Origin of the sequence: Oxynema aestuarii AP17 (genome assembly GCF_012295525.1) — a bacterium.
GTDB classification, from domain to species: domain Bacteria; phylum Cyanobacteriota; class Cyanobacteriia; order Cyanobacteriales; family Laspinemataceae; genus Oxynema; species Oxynema aestuarii.
Window position 1 is genome coordinate 6,324,792 of record NZ_CP051167.1, and the last position, 19,332, is coordinate 6,344,123.

The window sequence follows — 19,332 nt, forward strand, 5'->3', positions numbered from 1 at the left end:
GATCGCCCAGGGGAAAAAAATTCATGCATTTATTCATGCATTTTCGTTCGCGTAGGGTCTCCAAAGGAGAATCGCCGACCAACTCGATCGCCACTCAGATCGGACAAGTATCTGCGTGGGTTGACGTTTGCCAATCCTGGTGTCAACACCTCCGGCGTATCGCCGTCCTCGCGATCGCGTTGTTCGGAATAACCGCACCCGCTTTAGCCGGATCCCTCGGCGATCGCGTCAGTCGCTTTCCCGAATGGCAAAGCAAACCTCGATTGCAACTGGCTAAGGGCGATCTGCTGTATCCCAACTGGATGGAAGGAACCTGGGAAGTCACCAGTACCTTACTCGAACAGTACGCGCCATTAGCCCCGGAAATTGTGACCCCAGGATTCGAGAAAAATAAACGATTTCTCAAAAAACCCGTCACCTTTCAGGTCAAATTCTCCCCAGAAGAATCCGCCCATCTTTCTAACGCACTGCCTTCAAGTCAAAATAACCGACAAACTGACGGATCCGACGACGTGACCATCGTTGCCGATCGCGAATTTAACGGCTTGAATTTAGCCAAAGCTTATTTAGGCGATCGCAAAGTCGTTTCCGTTAAAGTCGATCCCGACGATCCCAACCGTCAAATTACCGAACTCAGTGGCAATCGCACCCTGGTTTCCGTGGTCACGGCCCGAGGAAGCGAAATGCCGTCCGACGAAGAATTTATTGCCACGGAAATCACCCAACAAGTCTTTCGCGGCGATTCGAGCATTTATCTCAATGAAGTAGAGACGACAACCGATTATCGTAAACTTCAACCTCCGGTCACGGCGATCGAAGCCGACCAAATGACCGCGATTTATCTCTCCCCACAAGACCCGGATTTCTTCGCGGCGGGGGGTCAACCTGTCGCCCTTTACCATTACAAATTGGAATTGTTTCCCCTCGAAGACAACGCCAAAAAATAATCCGTTGTCATCAGGCGATCGCGATCCGACCCAGTCTGTTCTTGTTCGCGGCGCGATCGCCATGTTAGTTAGAGAAAACTAGATTCAACTTGGTCAACACGCACGACTGATGCGATCGATCAGTTCTTTTTTCACCGCTTCAGCGCGATCGTTGTCAATTTGACACGTTCCCGCATTTGCATGACCGCCGCCGCCATATTCGAGCATTAAGCTGCCGATATTGAGATCGCAACTGCGGTTGAGGATCGATTTACCCACCGCAAACACCGTATTTTGTTTTTTCAAGCCCCAGATCGCGTGCATGGAAATCTTGCAATCCGGGTAAAACGCATAAATCATAAACCGATTTCCCGGATAAATCACCTCTTCATTTCTCAAATCGAGAACCACCAAACTGTCGTAGACCTCCGAGCATTTTCTGATTTGGTCTTTAAACTGTTCTTGGTAGTCAAAATAGAGATCGAAGCGTTCGCGAACGTCGGGAAGTTCTAAAATTTCATCGATGGTGTGATTGCGGCAGTAATCGATCAACTCCATCATTAACTGATAGTTAGAAATGCGGAAATTTCTAAACCGTCCCAATCCGGTTCGCGCATCCATGAGAAAATTTAACAACACCCATTGTTTCGGGGCGAGGATGTCGGTGCGATCGAATTGAGCGGAATCGGCTTTATCCACCGCCGCCATCATTTCTGAGGAGACATTGGGAAAAGTTTCTCGTCCGCCGTAATAGTTGTAGACGACTCGTGCCGCCGAAGGGGCTTTAGGATCGATAATATAGTTTTCTTTGATTTCTTCATTTCTGAGGGTTTCGCTTTCGTGATGGTCGAAGGCCAGATAAACCCCGTCCACGTAAGGTAAATTGGTGGTAATATCGCGGTTAGTTATCTCGATCTTGCCATCCTGCATATCTTTTGGATGGACAAATTTAATATCTTCAATTAAATCGAGTTCTTTTAATAAAACGGCACAAACTAGACCGTCAAAGTCACTGCGAGTGACTAATCGGTATTTTCCATCGGTTGGAGACATAGAAAAAACAGAAGAAATAAAGAGCTTCGACGATTTCTATTGAAACCTATGTTTTCTCTGGTGTCTAGGGCAAAGCGATCGCGGCGATCGCGTATAGTCTACCCTACGCTTTGGGCTGCGCGTCTCCCCAGGAGAATCGCCCCTGAGTTAGTAGTTTGCATCCGTGGTGGCGAGAACTTCACTACCTGGAAGGGAACCGCCATGCCAAATTTCGATGGTTCTTTGCAAGCCTCCCGTCGCCAAGCGTTCCCCGTCGGGACTCCAAGCGATCGCCACGACTCCGGTCACATCTTCCGAGAGTTCGGCGAGTAAGGTGGCGTCGGTCAAATTCCAGATTTTGATCCCGTCGCGGCTGGTCGTTGCGGCGATCGTGGCGACGGGATTGAGGGCGAGAGAACGCAGGGGCGATCGCGTGCGGATGCTGGGGGCGTCCAATTGCCCAGTTTGCAGGTTCCACACGTGGATGGCGCGATCGAGTCCGGCGCTGACCAAACGGCGGCCATCGGGGCTGAATGCGAGGCTAGTAATCCCGGCTTCGTGGCGAAAGGGGGTAGCAATTGTCTCGGAAAAGCGGATCGCTTCCCCATCTTGTTGCAAGGGCCACAAGGCGATCGCCCCTTCTCGATCTCCGACGGCGAGGAGGGTGCCGTCGGGAGAAATCGCCACGGAATAAATCGGCTGAAAGGGCCACACGCTGTCAAGGGGTTGCGGATCGAGTAGATCCCAGAGTTTGAGACCGTCTAAGGCCCCACTCACCAGAGTGTGGCTGTCCGGGGTGATGGCGAGGGAAACGACATTGCTGAAATGGTCGAGAAAAGTATGTTTGAGTTTCCCGGTTTCGAGATTCCAAAGATTGACGATCGCGTCGTCGCCGCTACTGACGAGGGTGCGTCCGTCCGGGGTGAAATCGAGTTCTAACACCCGGTTTTTGTGACCTTTGAGGGTTTGAAAGCGCTTGTTATTTTCCAGATTCCACAATTCGATGCGCGGGTCGTTGCGACCGCCGCCGACCGCCAAGATCGTGCCGTCGGGACTGAAGGCGACGGATTCGACGGTGTTGGATTCTCCTTCGAGGGTGGTCACCCGTTCGGGGTTTTGCCAGGAAGCCGCGATCGCCGACAGGTCGCCATCTCGCCGGAGGCGATCGCCCCCGGTGGGATCTACGGCCCCGACGGACGCGATCGCCCCTCCGGCGAGGATCGCACTCAGGGTCAAGACCGCCAGCAGCCCCCGCGAACCCCCGGGTTTTTTGAAACGGCGATCGGCGCCAAAATTACGGAAAAATGGCAATCGAGTCACGATAGAGTCAAAAGGATGTTGCTTCGCCGGAAGGGGAACAGTCCCCATTTGGGTGCGAAGTAGGGACGGTTCGCGAACCGCCCCTACTTTGAATATTCGGACAAATCGTTTCCGCTTTAGCGTCGGCTGGGGGGTGTTCTTGCCAACCGTTGAGGATGCCTCGCAGTTCCCCCCGTAGGGTAGCCAAGGCTTCGATCTGGCGATCGATCGCCTCGACTTTCGCTTCCAAATGCTGTTTGACTTCCCCACACGGCAACTCGCCGCGATCGTGAACGTCGAGAATATCCTTAATTTCACTCAGGTTCAAGCCCAACGATTGCGCCCGTTTGATAAACGCCAGACGATTGAAAACTTCCGTCTCGAACAAACGGTAACCGGACGAAGAGCGCTCGACGATCGGATCGAGCAGTCCGATATCTTCGTAGTAGCGAATGGTTTTAATACTCAACCCGCTCCGGGTCGAAACTTCACCAATTTTGAGCCAGACTTTCCCCGAGGTTGCGTTCACGGGCTTCACTGCGAAAAATAGAGCTGAACTTCAGATGCACCGAAGTTAATGACGTGGCGGATGTTTTTTATCGGACATCAACATGGGTAATGGAGGTCGAGAAGAACTGGCAGGTAAATAATGCTCGGCAACGCGATCGCTCGGTCCCGGGTAGGGTCGTTGAGCTTGCCACCACCGCCAGAACAAGGCCACTCCGGCAAGGGTTAAGCCAAATCCAAACAACGACAAGCTCGCATCAGCCCCACCGATCGCTGCATCAACTACCCCCACTGTCACGACAAAACTGGTGACGGGTTCTTGACGGTAAGCTGACTTGAAAAATCTAAGCCATGCAGCATTCATCATACTTTGTCCGCTTTCAATAGGTCCTTGTAATCGTAAGACTTTGTGTTGGCCGAAGACTCCGGATCGTTTACGATTTACGTTTTTTCGGGATCCACTTACTTCCAGGATAACTCGGCTGCCTTAGATTCTAGGGGAAGCGGCTCCGTTTGGGTAGCGGGTGCGTGAGTTTGGCGCCGTCGTGTTGCCGTAACTCGGCGGCGATTCTCCTTTGGAGAGGCTAAGCGATCGCGCTGAAGAGAGGGCGATCGCTTAGCCTCTCCCCGACCGAAGGGCCGCCATTTCCAACGATGGCAATCAGGTCAAACCCAGCCAGGAGAGCAGACCCTGACCCGTGACGTACTCGACGATCAAGGTAATCGCAAACCCGATCATCGCCGCCCGACCGTTTAAACGCTCTGCATATTCGTTAAAACCGAATTTTGGCTCGTCGATTTTGGGAGGAGTGGAAGGTTGCGGTTGCGTCATGGTGTCTCCGGTTGAGTTACATTTCTTTACATTATTATCGTTTTCTATTGTAGGGATGTGCGCTCGGGCGTCAATGGGTCGGTGAAAATTGGCGATCGCGTATAGGCTGCGGTATCGCTATAGCCTACGGCATGGCTCCGCGCTTTGCGCTTAATGACTTCAAAGGAGTATCGCCCCGAGATCGTACGGGCGCCTTCTCACGCTAAAACGAATAGGAATCAACAATAGCGAGCGAGGACAGATATGGAAATTGGGGTTCCCAAAGAAACGAAAGATCGGGAGTTTCGCGTCGGTTTGAGTCCGAGTAGCGTCCGGGTTCTCGGAGAAAACGGTCATGCGGTCTTCGTCGAAACAGGAGCGGGAGAAGGGGCGGGTTTTAGCGATCGAGAGTACGCCGACGCCGGGGCGATCGTCGTCGCTTCTGCCAAAGAAGCATGGGATCGGGAAATGGTCGTCAAAGTCAAAGAGCCGCTTGCGGCAGAATACGACTTTTTAGCGAAAGATCGAGTGTTATTTACCTATTTGCATCTGGCTGCCGATCGCCCCCTGACCGAACGGGCGATCGCCTCCGGCGTCACCGCGATCGCCTACGAAACTGTCGAACTCCCGGACAAACGCCTGCCCTTGCTCACCCCGATGAGCATCATTGCCGGACGACTCGCCATCCAATTCGGCGCCCACTTCCTCGAACGGCAACAAGGGGGACGGGGTTTGCTCCTCGGCGGCGTTCCCGGCGTACGACCCGCCACCGTGGTCATTTTAGGCGGTGGGATCGTCGGAACCGAAGCCGCCCGCATGGCCGTCGGCATGGGCGCCCGCGTCCAAATCCTCGATATCAACCTCGATCGCCTCGCCTACTTAGAAACCCTATTCGGTTCCCGCGTCGAACTGCTCTACAGCGAACCGATGCAAATCGAAGCCGTCGTCCCCCATGCGGATTTGCTCGTCGGGGCCGTCTTAGTCCCCGGACGGCGGGCGCCCGTCTTAGTCAACCGTTCCCTCGTCAAACAAATGCATCCCGGTTCGGTCATCGTCGATGTTGCCGTCGATCAAGGGGGTTGCGTCGAAACCTTAAAAACCACCTCCCACACCAAACCGACTTATGTCGAAGAAGGAGTCGTTCACTACGGCGTTCCCAACATGCCCGGAGCCGTTCCGGCGACTGCCACCCAGGCCCTCAACAACAGCACCTTGCCCTACGTGCTGAAACTTGCCTCCGGCGGGATCGCGGCGATCGACGACGATCCCGCCTTAGCGAAAGGGGTCAATATTTACAAGCATCAGTTAGTCCATCGTGCCGTCCAGGAAGTGTTTCCGGACTTATAGCGGTCCAAGACTCCGGGGCGCGATCGCCGCGCCTCCGGAAATGCTCTCACTTACGGACTGGTGCTTTTTGTTTTCTTCGTTCCCGTGCTTTTTGTCGTTTTCTTCGTCGTTTTCTTCGTCGTACTCGACTTGCTCGACTTGCGAGAAGTTTTGGCACTCGACGCCTTCGCCGCCAGCAATTCGACAGCCCGTTCTAGGGTGATATTTTCCACCGTTTCCCCTTCTGGAATCGAGGCATTGGTCTTGCCGTGTTTGATGTACGGCCCGTAAGGTCCGTCGTAAATATTGACGGCAGCCTCGTCTTCCGGATGGGTGCCGAGTTCCCGTAACGGTTCCTTCGCTTTCTTGCTGCGACTGCCGCGCCCTTTTTTCGGTTCGGCGAGCAATTCCAATGCACGTTCGAGGCCAATTGTCAAGACATCATCGTCTTTTTTCAGGGAACGATAATCTTTGCCCTCCTTACCGAGATCGTGGACCACATAGGGACCGAAGCGACCCAGACCCGCTTTGACTTTGGCGCCCGTTTCCGGATGTAAACCCAGTTCCCGAGGTAGGGAGAGCAGACCGAGAGCCATTTCTAAGGTGACGTTATCCGGGGTAGTGCCTTTCGGTAAAGAAGCGCGTTTGGGTTTTTTATTCTCTTCCGTCGCTTCCCCGAGTTGGACGTAAGGACCGTAACTGCCGATCAGGAGGAAGACCGGGGCGCCCGTTTCCGGATCGATGCCGAGTTGGTCCGGGCCTTCGGTTTTCTGGCGCAGCAACAGTTCCACCTGTTGGGGGTCGAGGTCCGAGGGGGTCAGATCTTTGGGAATGGAAGCTTTGACAGTTTCCGAACCGTTTTCGGCTTCTAAATAGGCGCCGTAGCGACCGATGCGGACTTTGACATCGAGATTGTCCAATTCGATCGTGCGCGCCTCATTGGGGTCGATCTTGTCTTCTTGTTGTTTGACCTGAGTTTCCAAGCCCGACTCGCCGAGATAGAACTCGCGCAAGTAGGGCAACCAGGCGACTTTCCCCATCGAAATTTCGTCGAGGGTTTGTTCCATGCGGGCGGTGAACCCAGTATCCACTAGTTCGGGGAAATAGTTTTCGAGTAAATCGGTGACGGCGAAGGCAGTGAAGGTGGGGATCAAGGCATTGCCCGTCATTTGGGCGTAGCCGCGATCGACGATCGTGCCGATAATGCTGGCGTAGGTACTGGGACGTCCGATGCCTTCGCTTTCGAGCATTTTGACGAGAGAGGCTTCGGTATAGCGAGCGGGGGGTTGAGTTTCGTGGGAGATCGCCTCAATTTCGCCACATTGGGGGCGATCGCCCACCGCCATCGTCGGTAAAATCACTTCGCGGTCTTCCAAGGCGGCATCGGGATCGTCGGAGCCTTCGACGTAAGCGCGTAGGAACCCGGGGAAGTCGATGCGCTTGCCATTGGCGCGAAACAGGGCATTTTCGACGGTGAGATCGACGGCGATCGAGGTTTGGCGGGCATCGGCCATTTGAGAGGCGACGGTACGCTTCCAAATCAGCTCGTAGAGTTGGAACTCGCGCCCGGAGAGTCCGGTTTCTTGGGGGGTGCGGAAATGACTGCCCGCCGGACGGATCGCTTCGTGAGCTTCTTGGGCGCCTTTGCTCTTGGTGGCATATTGGCGCGGTTTGGGGCTGAGATATTCTGGGCCGTACATTTGCTCGACGCAAGCGCGGGCCGCCGTAATCGCCTGTTCCGACAGGTGGACCGAGTCGGTACGCATGTAGGTGATGTAGCCGTTTTCGTAGAGGTTTTGGGCGATCCGCATCGTGTCGCGGGCCGACAGGCGCAGCTTGCGGTTGGCTTCTTGCTGTAAGGTCGAGGTGGTAAAGGGGGCGGCGGGTTTGCGGGTGAGGGGACGTTCGTCAATGTTGCCGACCGTCCAGGGTTTGCCCGCGAGGCGATCGCGCAATCCCCGCGCCCTGGCTTCGTCGAGTAAGACCACATCCCGTCCGGCGGCAATTTGACCCGTGGCTTCGTCGAAATCGCTGCCGTTGGCGAGTCGTTTGCCGTCGAGGGCGATCAGTTTGGACTCGAAACGGTGTTTGGCATGGGTTAAGAAGGCTTTGAGATCCCAGTAAGAGCCTTGGCGGAAGCGGCGCCGTTCCCGTTCGCGCATGACCAAGAGGCGCACGGCGACGGATTGTACCCGTCCGGCGGAGAGGCCCCAGGCAATTTTTTTCCACAACAGGGGAGAGAGGGTATAGCCGACGAGGCGATCGAGGATGCGGCGGGTTTCTTGAGCGCGGATGAGCTGTTCGTCGAGGTTGCGGCAGTTGTCGAGGGCGGCTTGGATTGCTTCTTCCGTGATTTCGTGAAAGACCATCCGTTCGATCGGCACTTTGGGTTTGAGAACTTGGAGTAAGTGCCAGCTAATACTTTCTCCCTCGCGGTCTTCGTCCGTGGCGAGAATGAGGCGATCGCTTTCTTTGAGCGCGGCTTTGAGTTCTTTGACGACTTTCTTTTTATCTTTGGGGATCACGTAAATCGGTTCAAAATCGGCCTCCACATTGACCCCCAATTGCGCCCACGGTTCCCCTTTGACCGAGGCGGGAATTTCGCTGGCCGACTGGGGAAGGTCGCGCACGTGACCCATCGACGCTTCGACCCGGTAGTCAGACGGGAGGTAGTTACGAATGGTGCGAGCTTTTGTCGGGGATTCGACGATCACAAGGGTTGACATGGGAGGTTTAGAAATAGCTGCTGGGCTTTAGATAGTCAGTTGACAAAGGTTACGAAATCTGTCGAACCGAAGGCGAATCAAACAATCAAACGCCGATCGGAGCAATGCGGGTAGGAGTACAGAGGGTCTGGGGTGGGAGTTGGGGCGATCGCGATTCTCCTAGCCCCTTCGGAGTGGCTACGCCTACGGAGACGCTACGCGATCGCCGTTCGATCTCTATTTATAGATGATTGTCAGGTTATAGATGATTCTCAGGGGGACGATGGGAGCGGCGGGTTGGGAAACCAAGATGCCGGATACGCGAGTGGGGAATCCGACTATTTCCACACTTAGCCCGGAAGAATCAGACCGTCAAGAGTCCGAATCTGGGATCGGGACGGAGAACGCGGTAAGATCCAATCTTGTAAAGAATTTTGAATAGACTCACGCCAGTCACAAGTAAGCGATAGTATTCAATCTGCCGATTACCCCTTATGAACTTTGCCAATCTTGCAGCCCAGCTTAATGCCGGGACGATTTTGCCGGAGGGGATTGTCATTATCACCTTGCTGGCGGTCCTCGTCGGCGATTTGATTGTGGGGCGCTCTTCAGCGCGCTGGACCCCGTATCTGGCGATCGCCGGACTGGGTACGGCCATCCTCGCCTTATTTTCCCAGTGGAACAATCCCGATCCGATCGCCTTCTTCGGCGGTTTTAACGGCGATCCGCTCAGCGTCGTCTTTCGCGCGATTATTGCCCTGTCGGCGATCGTCACGATCCTGATGTCGGTGCGCTACGTCGAACAATCCGGCACCTCCCTGGCAGAATTTTTAATGATTCTGCTCACCGCCACCCTGGGGGGGATGTTCTTATCCGGCGCCGACGAGCTGGTGATGATTTTCGTTTCCTTAGAAACCCTGAGTATTTCCTCTTACTTACTCACGGGTTACATGAAACTCGACCCCCGTTCTAACGAGGCGGCGTTAAAATACCTCCTCATCGGTGCCGCCTCCTCGGCGGTGTTTCTCTACGGGGTTTCCTTGCTCTACGGACTCTCCGGGGGCGAAACCCGCTTGAGTGCGATCGCCGCAGGCATTGCCAACGGCGGGACGGGAGTCTCCATCGGCTTAGTCATCGCCCTGGTGTTCGCGATCGCCGGAATTTCCTTCAAAATCTCCGCCGTTCCCTTCCACCAATGGACTCCCGACGTTTACGAAGGCTCTCCCACCCCCGTCGTCGCCTTCCTCTCCGTCGGCTCCAAAACCGCAGGCTTCGCCCTCGCCATCCGCCTGCTGGTCACCGCTTTCCCCTTGGTTAGCGAACAGTGGCACTTCGTCTTTACCGCCCTCGCCATCCTCAGCATGGTCCTCGGGAACGTCGTCGCCCTCGCCCAAACCAGCCTCAAGCGGATGCTCGCCTATTCCTCCATCGGACAAGCCGGATTCGTCACCATCGGCTTAATCGCCAATACCGATGCCGGATATGCCAGCATGGTTTTCTACCTGCTGGTTTACCTGTTCATGAACTTGGGCGCCTTTAGTGCCTTAATTCTGTTCTCCCTGCGGACCGGAACCGATCGCATCAGCGAGTATGCAGGCTTGTACCAAAAAGACCCCTTACTCACCCTCGGTCTGACGGTTTGTTTGCTCTCCCTCGGCGGGATTCCTCCCTTCGCCGGATTCTTCGGCAAACTTTATCTCTTTTGGGCAGGTTGGCAAGCCGGACTCTACGGCTTGGTCCTGCTGGGTTTGGTCACCAGCGTGATCAGTATTTACTACTACATCCGCGTCGTCAAAATGATGGTGGTCAAAGAACCGCAAGAAATGTCCGAAGCGGTCAAAAATTACCCGGCGATCTCCTGGAATTTACCGGGATTGCGACCCTTACAAGTCAGCTTGATTCTGACCGTCGTGGTCACCTCTTTAGCCGGGATTCTCTCGAATCCGTTATTCTCGTTAGCCAACGATTCGATCGAGCGCACGCCGATGCTGCAATCGGCCCTCGTGCAAACGGAAACAGTTGCCTCGATTCCGGCTCCCGAATTGGCCGATTGAAGCCCCTACCGCTCTCGGTCGGCACTGGGATGCTTTCAATGACTATCAAAAAGCCTGACTGTTGCAGTCAGGCTTTTCTCTTGTTTTATAGCGGCGATCGCGACCAGACGAATTCAAGACTCGACATGATTGCGGACCTCATTGCGGATCTATTTCTCCTGGACCCAAACTTTAATCCCTTCAACGCGCAAGGCTTTGCCTCGACGACCGCAAAATTCGCCATCGCTGAAGACTTCCGTATCGCCGACGCGCTCGATATGAGCCATGTAACAGACTTTGTAACGCTGCGCTTCCGGTCCGGTCAGTTCGATCGCAAAACCTTCGAGTTTGTTTCCTTGACCGCGACTGCCGATATATTCCCCTTCGGTGACCCAGGGAGTATCGCCGAGGTTCTGTACGTGAGCCATGTAACGGATACCCAAACCGGGATGGGGCGGTTCGATCGCGATCGCAAAACCTTCCAGGCGCAAGGCTTGTCCCCGGGTTCCGGCAAATTCGCGATCGCGAAACTCCCGATCGCCGAAACGCTCCAAATGCACCATAATTTTCAGCCCTAACGCCGAATCGTTCCCTTCGGTCGTCGGGGTCGCCGGGGCCGCCGAACCGACGGTGAGGCGATCTCCTTGCGTTCCCTGTTGGGCTTGCTCGAAACTGGGCAGAATAATAACATCCGACTCTTTCGACGGTGGCCTTTGGGGTTCCAATACCTCGCGATCGGCTCGGGATTGCGCCTCGGTCGGCGCTCCACTGCCCCCGATCACCACCATTTCCGGCGTCGGACTCGCCGTCGTCGCGCTGGGACTGGCTCCCCCAATTGCGCACTGCAATTTGCCTCTAGACGCCGCCACGGTCAAGGGTTTGCCAAAGGCGCGCGCGACGACTTCCACCAGGACGCCCCATTCGTTATCTTCCACGTCCGCTTTTTCGTCGATCAACATCAGTAAAGCGGAAAACGGATGCTTGCCACTGGCCAAGGCGCCGACATCCGGCGGTAAACTGGAGGTCGTCGCACTGGCAATGCGCGATCGCAGTTCCCGGGCCTTTGCGTGGGCCGCCTGTAACGGCGGAAAGGCGCTTTCTTGTGTATGGGAGATCGACAAGACGCGATCGAGAACTTCTAAGGCTTTGTCTTTACTCTCATCTACCGGAGTGCTTTGACTCGGGGCGATCGCCCGCGCAATGCCTTCGAGGTCTTTAATTGAGGTCACTTGAGCGGGGGCGGGCAATCCTGCAGCCTTTGACGATTGCGCCAATTCCAGCAGGCGCGATCGCGTACTGGCAAAATCCCGACGATACGCCGAGATCGCCTCCATCAGCCGTTCGTCTACCGGAACCCCCGCCTCTTTCAATTCCACTGCCGCCTGTGCCAACCGGGTTCCCAAGCCCAATATGCGCTCTTTCAAGGTGGCAATTTGTTGCAGCAATTCGTTGTACTCTACACTCATATCGCTTTCTCAGATCGGTTCCCATCTGTTTATTGTGCCTCGTGATGGGGCGAGTGCGATCGCGAGTAGGGCGTCGGTGGGAGTGAACTTTAGAAGTTGGAATGAATCAAAAGATCTTGCTTGCTGCTCGAACCAGGGATCGAGCTCCTGAGCAACTCAATTTTACAATTTTATCTACATCGATTGCCCTAATTTAGCGATCGCCTCGGTCTTGGCGGGCCATCATTGGACGGTTATCTGAAACTTGTAATTTTTGATACTCGGCGACCACCGATCGCGCCAGATCGCATTTTCCCAGATTTAACGGTTCCCGTGCTGATTCTGCTAAAGAAAAGTTAGTCGCGATCGACGTAATAAGGCTGGCAGTTAAGAAAATGGCGAGTTTCATTGTTTGCACCCTGAGTTTGACTCGTCTATATTCACTGTGCCACTTTGACGGGGGCGATCGCGACGATCTCGATAGCTTGACGGTGCGATCGCGATCGCAGACAAAGATTTTTAAATCGATAATTAATAATACATTTGCATTGCTCTCTTGATTTTCTCGGTTATTTTGTCAGTCTATTTAGAAAAATTAGAAAAAAAACAATGGAAAGGGATCTTTTTAAATATCACTTAGACTCACCTCAGCCAACCGGTCCAATCTCTACGCCCTTTCTGCCAATTGCCGGATGGATTGCGGTAAAATCAGATGTTTCAATTAAAAGTTTATCTCTGGGCGATCGCGATCGCCACATTTCCTATTCCTTAAACACGGGAGATCGTCCCGATGTCGAATCCGTTTATCCCGGTTATCGCGCCCTCGGTTTTCATTTCCTTCTTTCTTTACAAGAGTTAAGCGATTCTACCTCTTTGGCGATCGCCTTTGAAATAGAAGATAAAATTTACGATTTTCCCATTCATTTCTCGCTCGACGCAACGGCGATCGCCACTTTCAAGCAGAAAAAATCTGCAAAACTAAGCCAAATCTCCTCAATTCTTCAATGTCCGATTTGTCAGCATCCTGAATTCTCGCAAGTCCACCGCGATGTTGTTCTAAAATGTAACAACTGTCACGCCGAATTTACAGGCGATCGCCGTCACTTTAATTTCCTCAATTCTCAACTCGTCGATTACGGTAACATCGAAGCCACTGCCAATATTTCGGCCTTCGGTTATGACGCCGTTGCCTCTGGTTTAATCGAACAGTTCGGTGACGGTCTAATTTTAGATAATGGTTGTGGCTTAAAACGCCATTATTATCAAAATGTAGTCAATTTAGAAATCGTCGATTATCCCACCACCGATGTCGTGGCGATCGGAGAAAAGTTACCATTTAAATCGAATAGTTTTGATGCAGTTTTCTCTTTTTTAGTCTTAGAACACGTGCGCCATCCCTTTGAATGCGCTCAAGAAATCATGCGCGTTCTCAAACCGGGAGGAACGTTATATGCGATCGCCCCTTTTCTACAACCCTTTCACGGGTATCCCAACCATTACTACAATATGACTAGTAATGGTTTAAAAAACTTATTTCAAGAATCTATAGAAATTTCGGAATGTGATGTTTATGAAAAAGCATTACCGATCGCCTGTTTGACGTGGTTTCTCAATGCTTACCTTCGCGGTTTACCGCCCAAAGTCGCCGAGGAGTTTAAAAATATGAAAGTTGCCGATTTATTAAAACATCATCGAGACTATCAAGATTGTGATTTTGTGACCCAACTTAGTCCCGAAGTCAATGATGAGTTAGCTTGCGCCAATTATTTGATTGGAATTAAAAGATAGGCAGTTTAGATTTTAGATGTTGGATTTTAGATTAAGGGAGTCGGGAATTAAGGGTTTTCTAGGGTTTACCTTTTGCCTTTTTCCCCTTCCCCCTTTTAGGTTTTACCTACATCGCTTCGATCGCCGCTTCCAAAGCGATCGCCACGTGGGTCCAATGAGTCCCTCCCTGACAGAAAACGATATAAGGTTCTCGCAACGGACCGTCGGCTGAAAACTCCGAGGTACTGCCATCGATAAATGTCCCGCCAGCCATCACTAATTGGCTCTCGTACCCGGGCATCGGCGCCGGGACGGGGTCCAGATAAGACCCGACGGGGGAATGCTGTTGGATGGCGCGACAAAAGGCAATCAGCTTCTCCCGAGAACCGAGTTTCACCGCTTGGATGATATCGCGGCGGGGGGCCATCGGGGCGGGATTGACTGGATAGCCGAGGCGATCGAAAACCAAGGCAGTCAGGTGATTGCCTTTCATCGCTTCCCCGACCATTTGCGGGGCTAAAAATAAGCCTTGAAACAGCAATCGGTTTTGCTCGAACGTGGCGCCGCCACTGCTACCAATTCCCGGCGCCGTGAGGCGACAGGTTGCAGCTTCTACCAAATCGGCCCGTCCGGCGACGTAACCGCCTGCGGTGGCGATCGTCCCCCCGGGATTTTTGATCAGGGATCCGGCGATTAAATCGGCGCCGACGGCAGTAGGTTCGCGGGTTTCGATAAATTCGCCGTAACAGTTATCGACAAGACAAATCGTTTCAGGATTTTGAGCTTTGACCAGCTTGACGATTCTTTCAATATCGGCGATCGCCAAACTCTGGCGCCAGCAATAGCCGCACGATCGCTGAATCGATACCACCCGTGTTTCCGGACCGATCGCCGTCGCCAGTCCTTCCCAGTCGATCTCTCCCGTCTCAGTTAAGTCGAGTTGACGGTAAGTTATCCCAAAGTCCAATAGAGATCCCTGACCTTCCCCGCGCAAACCGATGACTTCTTCTAATGTGTCGTAGGGGGCGCCCGCCACTGCCAGCAGTTCGTCCCCGGGACGCAAAACGCCGTAAAGAGCGCAGGCGATCGCGTGGGTTCCCGAGACGAACTGAACTCGAACGGCTGCCGCTTGGGCTCCAACAATATCGGCAAACACGCGATCGAAGGTCTCTCGTCCCAAATCGTCGTGACCGTAGCCGCTAACGCTAGCAAAATGATGGACGCCGACTCGATACTGCCGATAAGCCCCTAAAACCCGGTTTAGATTCTGCTTGACCTTCGTGTCAATTGCAGAAAAGATGGGTAAGAGTGCCGTATGGGCTTCTTGTAGCTGTTGAGAGCAGTCCATCCAAACCTCAAGGATAAAGTGATAGATTGAAGACAAGGCGTTGTTGCCCTCATCCAGAAGGCTGTCCGCCGTCAGCTCTCAATTCTCAAGGATTTCAAGCTCTTCGGTTGCTCCAGTCTGACTGTTTGGATAGCTCAATTGGGCAAAACGATTCGTAATTAAGGTTACTGCATGACGATTGCCACTTCAACACAAGAAACAACCGGGCAAGACAAGCCCCTCAAACCGAGTTGGTCGATTATCCTATTTATGGCGGCCATTCATATCCTGGCACTGTTGGCTTTTCTACCGAGCAACTTTAGCTGGGCTGCCGTCGCTTTAATGCTCGTTCTCCATTGGGTTACCGGAGGCTTGGGCATTACGTTGGGATTGCACCGTTTGGTAACGCACCGCAGTTTTCAAACCCCCAAATGGCTGGAATATTTCCTCGTTTTGTGCGGGACGTTGGCTTGTCAGGGAGGTCCGATTCAGTGGGTCGGACTGCACCGGGCGCATCATACTCACTCCGATACTCCATTAGACCCCCACGATTCTCATAAAGGATTCTGGTGGAGTCACATGGGCTGGATGTTGTACGAAAGTCCGGCAGAAGCCGAGGTGCCTCGCTTAACCCAAGATATCGGTAACGATCCGTTCTATCAATTTTGCCAAAACTATTTGTTGCCAATTCAAATTGTTTTCGGTATCGGTTTGTACTTCTTAGGCGAAGCGATCGCGCCGGGATTGGGTTGGCCCTTCGTAATTTGGGGTATTTTCGTACGCTTGGTCGTGGTTTATCACTGCACCTGGTTTGTCAACAGTGCCACTCATAAGTTTGGCTACCAAAGTCACGAGTCTAAAGATGAATCGACCAATTGCTGGTGGGTAGCGCTGACGACTTATGGTGAAGGTTGGCACAATAACCATCATGCGTTTCAATATTCGGCCCGTCACGGGTTGGAATGGTGGGAAATCGATCTGACCTGGATGACGATCCGATTTTTACAAGCGCTCGGTTTGGCGAACAATATTAAACTCGCACCGAAACAATAATTAAAACTTGAGGGGGAAAAAGGGTTGATGGTTCGCTCGTAGGTCGTACCATTGACCCTATGTTTTTTTTGATTTTAGATTTTAGATGTTCTGGAATTTTAGAGTTTAGATTTCAGATTTGACTGTGTTGGGTGGTTGCCCGCGCCGGACCGAAAGGGTGAACGTCGGGTAGTTCGCCAAAAAAACATCATATCAACAAAAATATAACGATAATATTAACGTCCCCACTACAGATTCAACCCAGTTAACACCGACTCATGGATCGATCTAAAATTGTTGCCATCATTACCGGAGTCATCTCCATTCTTTTAGCGGTTGCCTATCTCGTTTTAGTCCAATTACTCGATTTTCGCGGTGAAATGCTTCCGGCTCCCATCGAACCCGGTTTGCTCGTTCCCCCTGAAATTGCGACTTTCTTATTCCGCCTATGAAATCACCCACTTATTATTTCCTCTCGGTTTTGGCCTTGTCTGTATTTTGGGCTGTTCCCGGGCGAGCGGTGGATCCCGAGGACTTGCGTCAATTACTCGATACCCAGCGCTGTCAGGGATGCGACTTGCGCGGGGCAAATCTGGAAGGGGTTGACTTGCGGAGCGCCGATTTGACCGAGGCGCAATTACAGGGCGCCAACTTACGTAATGCCGATCTCAAATACTCGAATTTTCGCGGCGCCAACCTGACGAATGCGGTGATGATTGCCGCCGATTTGGAAGCGGTCAATTTTAGCGATGCAGTTTTGCGAAATGCGGACGTGCGCGGCGCCAATTTAACCGATGCGGTACTGACGCGGGCGAATACTTGCGGTTGGCGTCGTGACGGCGCCCGACTGGAGGGGGCTAATTTGCAAGATGCGCGCTGCGTCCCCGACCGACCCGAACCGCAACCGAGACCGAGACCGACCCCGGAGATTCGCCCCACGGAAGAAACGGCCCCACCCCTGTCTCAAAGTGATGCGGTCAAGTTAATCGAGGATTGGTATGCGGCGAAAGAGAAGATCTTTGCGCCGCCTTTCGATCGCGAGTCGGTGTTGCAACTGACCACGGGGGTGTTACTGACCGACGCATTGCAAGCAATGAATTGGTTGCGCGAAAATAATGCATTTTATAAATACGGGATTCGCCGGGTCGAATCGGTCGATCGTTTTGTCAGAGAAGGCTTTAAAGGTACACTGGAACTGACGGTGACTGAAGAATATAGCCTTTACGAAAATAATCGCATCAATCCCGATCGCTCCCGCTTTGAAACGAAAGATCTTCGCTATTTTTTAGAAGTGGTTGACGGTCGTTGGAAAATTGCCGATTACGAAGAAATCGACTGAAACGGACGAAAGGGCCGTGGGCGATCGGTTATTTCCCGATCGGATTCGATCGCCGAAGTAAACAAAAGCACGAGTTGCCCGGATTGACTCTCTCGATGGCTGACCGGAGCGATCGGTTATCATAGGGAAGGACGGCAGCAGAGGCTTACTCCTCGGCGATCGCCGTTCGGGTGAATCGCTCGATCTTACTGAGTCTTAAGGGGAAAAAACGCACCTTAAAACCGATCGAAGCTTTCTCGTTTCCTCGGCTCGATACCTCGATCGGTACTCGAAACGATCCCGATCGGATGGCTGACGAAGCGATCGCGAGCGATCGGGCTTTTTTCGATCTCGTTCCAGATCGATTGTTGCAGGTGCAGTTACTCGATCTAACTTTTACTAACATTTTTCTTGGGAATGGCTAAATTAATAAATCCGACATTTAACCTATTCCTCTATTACCTAAAAGATGGGGTCAACACTCTGTCAGCCGATCGCCCGCAAACCTATAAAAGCTTTTTACAAACTGCGATTCAAACTTCGGTCAAATCTCTCAACCCGACGGTTTCCCAACAAGAGTTAGAAACCGATTTAAAACGATTTTTGAAATCCGTCTATCTCGGAGAACTCAGTAGCTTTGAATTTTCGGGTTATTTAGGGGAAACTTACTCGGTGAGTGGCTCTTATAACTACTTTCCGATCGACGATAGCGAAGGCTTGTTATTCAAAGTTGCCATTCAGGGGAAATTTGAAGGAGCCGAATTAGCAGATTGTCTCGAAAAAATCCACGGCATCGAACCGGACGATCGCTCGGTGGCGGGGAAACTCGGCCAAACTTGGACGATTTCCGGCTGGGTGGAAAATGCCAGCAAAGAAGAACTCGAACGGTTGGCAACTCAAGCCTATAAAAACTTACTCGATCGCGGCTGGCAATATCAAGAAACGGGACAATTTTTAGGGGGAACGGTTTTTGAATTTTGGCGTTCTTCGCCGGAAATTTGGGAGAATATCGAACAGTCGAGTCACGCGGTCGTCATTTTTTATCCCAATGCCAAAGCGGTAGAAACTGCCGCCGAATTTTCGGAAAGTTGGAAAAGTCTATTTTGCCATCGCAACAAAATTTTATCCGCTTATGCGGAAAGTCGCGAACTCAAGCAAAAAATGTTGCGAGAGTTCAACCGGATGTCGCCGTCGATCGAACAAATCTATAATTTAGAACTGGCGGAACTGAAGGCGGCGTTAAAGAAAAATGTCGCCGTTTTATCGGATTTTGTGGAGAATATCCATTCCTTAGAAAGGCAACAAAACGCGATCGAAGTCAGCTTGCACAATTACGAAAAATACGCCAATTACATCCAAGGAAAAGCCGAACGGGGGTTTCAAGTCAGCAACGATTTTAAGTTCCTGCAAGGCTTCGGCGACATGGTCAAGCTCAAATATCAACGGCAGATCGAGAAAGATTACGCCAGCGTGCGCCCCTGTTTGGATATTTTGGAAAATTTGATTATGACGATTCGCGGGATCGTCGAAATCGAACAGGCGGAACGCGATCGCGCCTTCCAAAATTTTGTCGGGATCGCCGGATTCGGCTTTGGGACGGCGATCGTCGTCGCGGCGAGTTCCCCGAGTTGGATCGACGGCTTCGCCGATGCGACCCCGATCGCCCCGTCTGGCTCGAATTTACTGCTGGTCTTGAGTTTGAGCGTTCTCGGAGGCGGCATCGGCGCGGCGTTCGGCTGGATGGCAATTTCGACCTTTCGTCCCAAACGGCTGCCTTCTGGGGGCGATCGCTCCTAATTCCAGG

Annotated in this window: 17 protein-coding genes; 8 read left to right on the forward strand and 9 right to left on the reverse strand. The window is 52.6% G+C overall.

Translation table 11 applies throughout. The annotated features are described in order from the left end of the window. Positions 1–23: 23 nt before the first annotated feature. A complete protein-coding gene (locus HCG48_RS25215; protein WP_246259778.1) occupies positions 24–947 on the forward strand; it encodes a DUF6816 family protein in 924 nt (307 codons plus the stop codon). 93 nt (positions 948–1,040) lie between these two features. Here HCG48_RS25215 and HCG48_RS25220 read toward each other — a convergent pair whose 3' ends face one another. From HCG48_RS25220 to HCG48_RS25240, 5 genes are all read right to left on the reverse strand, one after another. After that, complete coding sequence (locus tag HCG48_RS25220; RefSeq protein WP_168571636.1) at positions 1,041–1,979, reverse strand: DHH family phosphoesterase; 939 nt, start codon at positions 1,977–1,979, stop codon at positions 1,041–1,043. Positions 1,980–2,126: 147 nt separating this feature from the next. Beyond that, positions 2,127–3,278: a WD40 repeat domain-containing protein gene (locus tag HCG48_RS25225; RefSeq protein WP_168571637.1), complete on the reverse strand. Its 1,152-nt coding sequence runs from the start codon at positions 3,276–3,278 to the stop codon at positions 2,127–2,129. Between the two features lie 7 nt (positions 3,279–3,285). Beyond that, the gene (locus HCG48_RS25230) at positions 3,286–3,786 is read right to left on the reverse strand and encodes a heavy metal-responsive transcriptional regulator (RefSeq protein ID WP_168572078.1); all 501 of its coding nucleotides are present in this window, start codon (positions 3,784–3,786) and stop codon (positions 3,286–3,288) included. Positions 3,787–3,831: 45 nt separating this feature from the next. Next, the gene (locus HCG48_RS25235) at positions 3,832–4,131 is read right to left on the reverse strand and encodes a hypothetical protein (protein ID WP_375339322.1); all 300 of its coding nucleotides are present in this window, start codon (positions 4,129–4,131) and stop codon (positions 3,832–3,834) included. Positions 4,132–4,425: 294 nt separating this feature from the next. After that, on the reverse strand, positions 4,426–4,596 hold the full coding sequence (locus HCG48_RS25240) for a CAB/ELIP/HLIP family chlorophyll-binding protein (protein WP_168571638.1): 171 nt from the start codon (positions 4,594–4,596) through the stop codon (positions 4,426–4,428). Positions 4,597–4,839: 243 nt separating this feature from the next. Here HCG48_RS25240 and ald point away from each other — a divergent pair, with 243 nt between their 5' ends. Further along, entirely contained in the window at positions 4,840–5,922 is a 1,083-nt protein-coding gene (ald, locus tag HCG48_RS25245) for an alanine dehydrogenase (RefSeq protein ID WP_168571639.1), read from the forward strand. Between the two features lie 50 nt (positions 5,923–5,972). Here ald and topA read toward each other — a convergent pair whose 3' ends face one another. Beyond that, a complete protein-coding gene (gene topA / locus HCG48_RS25250) occupies positions 5,973–8,627 on the reverse strand; it encodes a type I DNA topoisomerase (protein ID WP_168571640.1) in 2,655 nt (884 codons plus the stop codon). 473 nt (positions 8,628–9,100) lie between these two features. On the opposite strand from topA, the gene HCG48_RS25255 reads away from it, so the two are divergent. Further along, positions 9,101–10,660 carry an NAD(P)H-quinone oxidoreductase subunit N gene (locus tag HCG48_RS25255; protein ID WP_168571641.1) on the forward strand — a complete coding sequence of 520 codons (1,560 nt, stop codon included), beginning with the start codon at positions 9,101–9,103 and terminating at the stop codon, positions 10,658–10,660. A gap of 149 nt (positions 10,661–10,809) precedes the next feature. Here HCG48_RS25255 and HCG48_RS25260 read toward each other — a convergent pair whose 3' ends face one another. Both HCG48_RS25260 and HCG48_RS25265 read right to left on the reverse strand, forming a co-directional pair. Then, a complete protein-coding gene (locus HCG48_RS25260) occupies positions 10,810–12,105 on the reverse strand; it encodes a hypothetical protein (protein WP_168571642.1) in 1,296 nt (431 codons plus the stop codon). Between the two features lie 193 nt (positions 12,106–12,298). Then, positions 12,299–12,493 (reverse strand): hypothetical protein, encoded by a 195-nt coding sequence (locus tag HCG48_RS25265; protein WP_168571643.1) that lies wholly within the window; start codon positions 12,491–12,493, stop codon positions 12,299–12,301. Positions 12,494–12,693: 200 nt separating this feature from the next. On the opposite strand from HCG48_RS25265, the gene HCG48_RS25270 reads away from it, so the two are divergent. Next, a complete protein-coding gene (locus tag HCG48_RS25270; RefSeq protein ID WP_168571644.1) occupies positions 12,694–13,872 on the forward strand; it encodes a class I SAM-dependent methyltransferase in 1,179 nt (392 codons plus the stop codon). Positions 13,873–13,978: 106 nt separating this feature from the next. Here the strand turns inward: HCG48_RS25270 and HCG48_RS25275 are convergent, their stop codons facing one another. After that, entirely contained in the window at positions 13,979–15,199 is a 1,221-nt protein-coding gene (locus tag HCG48_RS25275; RefSeq protein ID WP_168571645.1) for a methionine gamma-lyase family protein, read from the reverse strand. Between the two features lie 171 nt (positions 15,200–15,370). Here HCG48_RS25275 and HCG48_RS25280 point away from each other — a divergent pair, with 171 nt between their 5' ends. The 4 genes from HCG48_RS25280 (at position 15,371) to HCG48_RS25295 (ending at position 19,325) form a co-directional block, all read left to right on the forward strand. Next, positions 15,371–16,231: an acyl-CoA desaturase gene (locus HCG48_RS25280; protein ID WP_168571646.1), complete on the forward strand. Its 861-nt coding sequence runs from the start codon at positions 15,371–15,373 to the stop codon at positions 16,229–16,231. A gap of 257 nt (positions 16,232–16,488) precedes the next feature. Continuing rightward, a complete protein-coding gene (locus HCG48_RS25285) occupies positions 16,489–16,662 on the forward strand; it encodes a hypothetical protein (protein ID WP_168571647.1) in 174 nt (57 codons plus the stop codon). Beyond that, on the forward strand, positions 16,659–17,549 hold the full coding sequence (locus HCG48_RS25290) for a pentapeptide repeat-containing protein (protein WP_168571648.1): 891 nt from the start codon (positions 16,659–16,661) through the stop codon (positions 17,547–17,549). Before HCG48_RS25285 ends, HCG48_RS25290 begins: the two co-directional genes overlap by 4 nt. Before the next feature lie 396 nt (positions 17,550–17,945). After that, entirely contained in the window at positions 17,946–19,325 is a 1,380-nt protein-coding gene (locus HCG48_RS25295; RefSeq protein WP_168571649.1) for a hypothetical protein, read from the forward strand. Positions 19,326–19,332 lie beyond the last annotated feature (7 nt).